The organism is Massilia oculi (assembly GCF_017582745.1).
GTDB classification, from domain to species: Bacteria; Pseudomonadota; Gammaproteobacteria; order Burkholderiales; family Burkholderiaceae_D; genus Telluria; species Telluria oculi_A.
On record NZ_JAFVIM010000059.1, the window covers coordinates 1 to 4,748 of the forward strand.

At 63.3% G+C, this 4,748-nt stretch carries 7 protein-coding genes; all 7 read right to left on the reverse strand.

Going from position 1 to position 4,748, the window contains the following annotated elements; translation table 11 throughout:
- On the reverse strand, positions 1–1,056 hold a 1,056-nt coding region (locus tag J3U95_RS27895), incomplete at its 3' end, for a glycosyl hydrolase family 28-related protein (protein WP_229520136.1).
- Positions 1,057–1,063: 7 nt separating this feature from the next.
- A complete protein-coding gene (locus tag J3U95_RS27900; protein WP_208281724.1) occupies positions 1,064–1,381 on the reverse strand; it encodes a hypothetical protein in 318 nt (105 codons plus the stop codon).
- Positions 1,382–1,435: 54 nt separating this feature from the next.
- Complete coding sequence (locus J3U95_RS27905) at positions 1,436–2,350, reverse strand: DUF5309 domain-containing protein (RefSeq protein ID WP_208281725.1); 915 nt, start codon at positions 2,348–2,350, stop codon at positions 1,436–1,438.
- A gap of 30 nt (positions 2,351–2,380) precedes the next feature.
- On the reverse strand, positions 2,381–3,328 hold the full coding sequence (locus J3U95_RS27910; protein ID WP_208281726.1) for a hypothetical protein: 948 nt from the start codon (positions 3,326–3,328) through the stop codon (positions 2,381–2,383).
- A gap of 110 nt (positions 3,329–3,438) precedes the next feature.
- The gene (locus tag J3U95_RS27915) at positions 3,439–3,681 is read right to left on the reverse strand and encodes a hypothetical protein (protein ID WP_208281727.1); all 243 of its coding nucleotides are present in this window, start codon (positions 3,679–3,681) and stop codon (positions 3,439–3,441) included.
- Entirely contained in the window at positions 3,671–3,976 is a 306-nt protein-coding gene (locus J3U95_RS27920) for a hypothetical protein (protein WP_208281728.1), read from the reverse strand. The genes J3U95_RS27915 and J3U95_RS27920 overlap by 11 nt, the downstream gene beginning before the upstream one ends.
- Positions 3,969–4,748: portal protein (locus J3U95_RS27925; protein ID WP_441295271.1), on the reverse strand; the 780-nt coding region annotated here is incomplete at its 5' end. The genes J3U95_RS27920 and J3U95_RS27925, both read right to left, overlap by 8 nt.

Below are 4,748 nucleotides of genomic sequence, written 5' to 3' on the forward strand. Positions count from 1 at the left end.
GCAACCCTCGACCAGAACGTCCTGCATTTGCTCAGTCGTGCCGTTCATGTAGATGCCGTGGTAATAGGCGAAACTATTGTCCCACTCCCAATCGGAGTAATAACCTGTGCCGGTCAGTTCATTATATTTTTGATTAGTAACCTCTTCCCATCGGCCAAGTGCGACATCTGTCAGGATGTTGGCCGCATCACTGGTATGCGGGACCAACAAGCGGAACGTACGCTGATTCGGCGAACGTGTTGTGACGGCCGTGCCGTCCAGATTCGTCGAGTACGCATCCGTCGTGCTGAAGTTATAACTTGTGCTCGGCTTCCACAGGTTCACGGTGGTGCCGCTGGTTGCACCGCGCGACTTGTTGCCCTCGACGCGCAAGTTTAGTACTCGATGACGGTGCCCTGTAAGCGCCTCAATCACGCTGCCCTTGCGACCTTCGGCAGTGCCGATGTCGCTGTGATTCATTTTCTTCAGGTGACTACCGTAGCCTGCCCCCTCGATGGTCACATCGCTCTTGTTGCGCAAGGTTCCATCAAGGCGAAGTGTCGTGACCATGTAAGTACCGGGTGGCACATACACGCGGCCGCCGGTGCTTGGCAGCGAGTCGATCGCTTTCTGGATCGCGGCCGTGTCGTCCGTCACGCCATTCCCCACTGCACCGAACCGCTTTACGCTGACTGTTTCGTTCAGCGCGTTCTCAACCGTCATGGGCATGGCGCCTTCGCCAGCAGGTTGAAAGCCGATACGACTGGCGGCGGTCGGTAGCGCAGCCTGCGCCAGCGTCAGCGGCGGGTCATCATCCGCATCGTACAGCTCGATCTTGCGCGTCGAGGTCTCGATCTGCGCGCCTGCGAAGATGAGGGTGTATTCGCCGTTCGCCGCCTTGAAGCCGAAGTAACCATTCGTGTCCGTGGTCATCGGGTTGGCCAGCACGGTCGACTCGTCGTCGGCGTAGAGCGTGGCCAGCAGACCATTCGACGCGGTCACGGTGACCTGAACGCCCAGCATCGGCTGCAGCACGCCGCTGACGCGGGACGCGAGGTTTTCTTCGAATTTCTTCATGTGGGCCTCAGATCGACGCTTTGTCGATAACGAAATAGGAGTGGTCTGGGTCGCGCAGGAAGCGGTCCATCAGCGAGTCGTCTTGCATCACGTCCTGGAAGCGCTTGCCGATGCGGCGCGCCCACGCGTCGAGCACAGAAATCGGAATAGAGGCCTGGTGGCGGTCACCCATGCCGGTACGGTGGAAGCCCTGGTTGTGCAGCGCTTTCGCGCGCTCGACCACCCGGGACACGTCCTCGACGGTCTCGATCGCGACCTTACCGTCCTGCTCCATGTGCATGAAGGTGGCGCTGTAGCCGTTGAAGGAGAGAAGTCGTTTGCTCATGAAAAAAGCCGCCCAGGTTGCCCCGGGCGGCTCCGTTGTGCTGCGGTGGATGGATTACGACAGGTCGCGGATCGCCGCCGAACCGGCCTCGTTCTTGGCCTTGAGGGTCCATTCGGTGTTGATCATGCGTTTCTTGCTATCGCCGGTCTTGGCCAGGTCCTCGCCCTTCATCGGGCGCAGGGTCATCAGCGACCACAGTTCCGGATCCAGCAGGAAGATGTCGCGCGAGCGCTGGTAGCGGCTGTTGATGATCGAGTAACGGCCGAAGTCGCCGACGTAGACCTCCACGGTTGCGTTCAGCGTCTTGTCTTCGGTCTTGTCGAACTTGGTGGCGCCGCCGGTAAAGGCCGACACCGCCGCGCGCTGCGCCGACGGAACGAACAGCAGGGAAGGGTTGCCGCCCTGGTCCCAGGCCGCCTTGGCCACATCCTTGAGCATCTGCTCGGTCAGCGCGCGCGCGGTGCCGTCGGTCGGCGCCACGTTGGTGATCGGGTTCGGCGCCACGCCGGTCGCGCCCAGGCTGTTGTTGGTCTGCAGCCAGCCGGCCACGCCGCGCGCCTGGCCAGGTACAGCGGCAGCGGCCGCGATCGCGGTGGTGTTCTGCAGGCAGGCGAATTCGATGTCGCGCTTGAGCTCGACCATCTTCTTGGCGTCCTGGTAGGCGATTTCGGACTTGCGGCCGGCCTTCGACACTGCTTCCTGCGAGCCGGTGACCGCGTAGGTCTTTTCCGAGATCTGCATACGGTTGCCGACGCGCGCGGTCGGGGTGATCGCGACGAAGGTCGCCTCGTTACCCTGCTCGACCTTGTTGTTGCTCGCGGCCGCCAGGGCGTCGGTCTGCCATTCTTCGTACTGGGCCGAGGCCTTTTCCTTGCCGATCGCCGACAGGAAGGGGGTCTCTTCCGGGCTGATGTTGAAGATTTCGTTGGCCAGCGACTCGCGCAGGCCGACGGCGTTGAAGGTTGCCATGGAGTTTGCCAGTTGGGGCATGATTATTCCTTACAGAGTGTTTTCGAGGAGCTTGGCGAAGTTGCCAAGCGACTTGTTGTTGGCGAATTTCTTGACCTCGATTTCGAGGCCAGTCGCCGTCGGCGTCGAGGACTGCTTGGCCGGCTTCACCGGCGCCGCCTTGACCTTGTTGACCGCACCGGTCGCCTTGGCCTGCAGCGTCTTGTGCTGCATGGCGTCGTGCACCAGGCGGACGAAGCGCGGGTCGGTGATGCGGCCCAGTTCATCGTCCGTGAACCCGTAACCCCGGGCCGTGGTGCTCAGCTTGCCGAGCATTTCCTGGTTGAAGCCAGGGATCGACGTCTGCAGGTCGGACAGCATGCGCTGCTGGGCCTGCTGGAACTGCTGTTGCTGCTGCGCCTGCTGCTGTTGCTGCGCCTGCTGCACGCGACCGGCGACGGCGCCGCGCGTTTCGCGCAGCTGCTGCAGGTGGGTCATGACGTCGACGTAGCCGGCCGGGTCGCTGTTGCGGTCGATCGTGGGGATCGCCTGCTCGAGCGCTGCGATCTGCGCGTTGACGGCATGCAGCTGGCCCAGGTCGGCCGCGAAGGTCTCGGCCACCTGGTACTGCTGCTGGATGTGCTGAATGGTCTGGTCCCGCTCGCGCGCGAAATTCTGCGTTTGGTGGCGGTAGTCCTTGTCGCGCATGTAGCCCAGCTTCAGCTCGGCGACAGGTACTTCGAAATCTTCACCGCTCGCGGTCTTCCATTTCACAACGGTGTCGTCCAGCGATTCCGGCGCGCCGGCCGGTTGATCGCCTTCACCCTCGACGGGCTGCTGCTGGTCGCCTTCCTGCTCGGCCTGGCCATCAGGTTCGCCGTTTTGCGCCTCCGCGTCGGGTTGGGCGTTATCGGGGGCCTGCTGGTCCTGCGAATCGTCCGCTACGAGGGCGGCCGCGAGCTGGTCGATGCTGGTGATGCTTTCTTGATCAGGGGGCATTGCTCATCCTTCCAAAGGAATGTGACTCCCAAACAAAAGCCCGCACGCGGCGGGCCTTGGGTTGGTCTTTTCTCGGGTCGCGCTCAGGGGCGCGCGACATGCCCGGGGAATCAGTGGGTGCTGCCGTCGCTGTACGTCGCCGACAGCTCGCCGGTGGTGATGGGGAAGCCCGAGTACACGCCGACGTGGTGCCGCGGCTTTGCGTCCGGATGGCTGATCGCGGTCACGACCAGGTCGACCGCCTGCGCGGCGCGCTCGTGGGTGGCGATGAATTCGTCCAGATCGGGCACGGCCGCGGCCGGCGCCGGCGCGGTGGGTTGCGGTGCTGGTGCACCGGTCGTTTTACGTGCCATAAATACGCTCCTTTATGCGTGCGGCGATGGATTTACGTTCTTCCTCGAGGCGCAGCTCCTCGCTGGCCAGCTTCCCTTCCTGCAGGACGATTTCGAACACGGATTCGAAGCGGCGCTTCGCCTGGAGCAGCCGGTGCAGGTGCTCGCGGCCTTCCACGTCGCGCAGCGGTACCTCTTTCCAGGCCTCCGTGATGCCGTCCTCGATCGTTTGCAACGCCTCGACCACCATCGGATCGGTCATGATCCGTCTGGCCGCCTCGGCGCGGTTGATTGCTGCGTACTGCTGGTCATTCATGGAAAGCTCCTGGTGCGGCCGGTGCCGCCGCCGGCGGTGGCTTGCGGTTGGTGGCCTCGAAGTCCTTGCGGTCTTGCTCGCGCTGGGCGACGGCCTCCTTCAAGGCCAGCTCCCGCTCCTTGATCTGCAGCTCGATGCCTTTGATCTGGAGGTCGAGCTGCCGCATTTCCTTGTCAGCTGCGATCTTCTCGCGCTGGCCCTGCAGCTTGATCTCTTCGGCCTTCACCTGAGCGTCGGCGAGGATCTGCTCGGGCATCGGTGGTGGCGGCCCGGGCGGTGGCTGCTGCACGGTGCTCGGATCGTTGAAGAACTGGTCGATGCCCTTGATGTTCATCGCCTTGAGCAGCGCGCGGTAGGCGTTGTACAGCTTCACCTGGTCGAACATCGGCGAGCCGGAGGCCATGAGCTGCTTCTGCTCGGCGATCACCATCTGCAGGTTCATCACCGTCTCGGCCTTGTCGCCGGTGCCCAGGCCGACGTTGACCGTCGCGTCCATCTCGTCCGACCAGGTGCGCGGGTCGAACTGCACCCAGGTGCCGCGCATGCGCACGGTGGCCGCCTTGTCCTGGTGTTTGCACACCAGCTTGAGCAGCAGCTTGAACAGGTCCTTGACGCCCGTCTCGGCCATGATGCGCGCGATCATCTGCATGCGCTGCTGGCTGGCCGACATGATCTTCGTCACGCCGGTGGCGGTCTTGTTCAGGCTGTCCGCCTCGAGGCCCTGGTTGTACCTGGTGATGCCGGTCCGGATTTCGCGGCGCGTGTCCATGAA

What these genes read in the sequence shown, in the direction of transcription:
- J3U95_RS27900 (WP_208281724.1), bottom strand. Translation starts at nt 1,381, where the DNA reads ATGAGCAAACGACTTCTCTCCTTCAACGGCTACAGCGCCACCTTCATG.
- J3U95_RS27905 (WP_208281725.1), bottom strand. Translation starts at nt 2,350, where the DNA reads ATGGCAACCTTCAACGCCGTCGGCCTGCGCGAGTCGCTGGCCAACGAA.
- J3U95_RS27910 (WP_208281726.1), bottom strand. Translation starts at nt 3,328, where the DNA reads ATGCCCCCTGATCAAGAAAGCATCACCAGCATCGACCAGCTCGCGGCC.
- J3U95_RS27915 (WP_208281727.1), bottom strand. Translation starts at nt 3,681, where the DNA reads ATGGCACGTAAAACGACCGGTGCACCAGCACCGCAACCCACCGCGCCG.
- J3U95_RS27920 (WP_208281728.1), bottom strand. Translation starts at nt 3,976, where the DNA reads ATGAATGACCAGCAGTACGCAGCAATCAACCGCGCCGAGGCGGCCAGA.